Origin of the sequence: Streptomyces ossamyceticus (assembly GCF_001418475.1) — a bacterium.
Classification (GTDB): Bacteria; Actinomycetota; Actinomycetes; order Streptomycetales; family Streptomycetaceae; genus Streptomyces; species Streptomyces ossamyceticus.
Window position 1 is genome coordinate 1 of sequence record NZ_LIQX01000413.1, and the last position, 734, is coordinate 734.

The 734-nt window shown below is 77.8% G+C and carries 1 protein-coding gene; it reads left to right on the top strand.

Going from position 1 to position 734, the window contains the following annotated elements:
* Positions 1-662: aminotransferase class I/II-fold pyridoxal phosphate-dependent enzyme (locus tag AOK15_RS27655; protein WP_157870385.1), on the top strand; the 662-nt coding region annotated here is incomplete at its 5' end.
* Positions 663-734 lie beyond the last annotated feature (72 nt).

Consider the following 734-nt stretch of genomic DNA (forward strand, 5'->3'; position numbering starts at 1 on the left):
GTCCGCGGAGGGGGCACGGGGGTGCGTGGGCGGTGTGTTGCCCGTTGGCGGCGTACGCGCCGGAGCGGGTGTACGTCGTGGACGGGCTGTCCAAGCGGGTGGCGCCGGGGCTGACCGTCGGGTTCCTCGTGGCGCCCGAGGGGCGGGCCGAGGAGGCCGGGGACGCGCTGCGGTCCGGGGGATGGGCCGCGGGGAGGTTCGCCCTGGAGGCGGCGGTGCGGTGGATCGCGGACGGGACGGTCGCCCGGCTCGTCGCCGCGAAGCGCGAGGACGCGGCGGCCCGGCAGCGGCTCGTGCGCGAGGGCCTCGCCGGGTTCGCCGTACGCGGGGACGCGCGCGCCTACTACGCCTGGTGGGAACTGCCGGAGCCCTGGCGGGCCGACACGTTCTGCGCGGCGGCGGCGGAACGCGGGGTGGCGGTGACACCGGGACCGGCGTTCAGCGTGCCCGCGGTCGCGTCGGGGGTGCCGATGGCATCCACGGCGATGTCGGCGATGGCGGTGTCGGGGCTGTCGGAAGGGGCTGGGCGGCCGGTGCGGAGGGCGGGGCGGGCCAAGGCCAGCCCCTTCAACTGCGTCCGGCTGGGACTTGCGTCGGCGGGTCCGCGGGAGCTGGCGGAGGCGTTGGCGGTGCTGGCGGACGTCGCCCGAGGAGGCCGGTGAGCCAGGCTGCTGCTGCCACGGTGGCACCGAGGGCGAGGAGGCCCCAGGTGACGGTGCGCAGGGTGCCGGTGA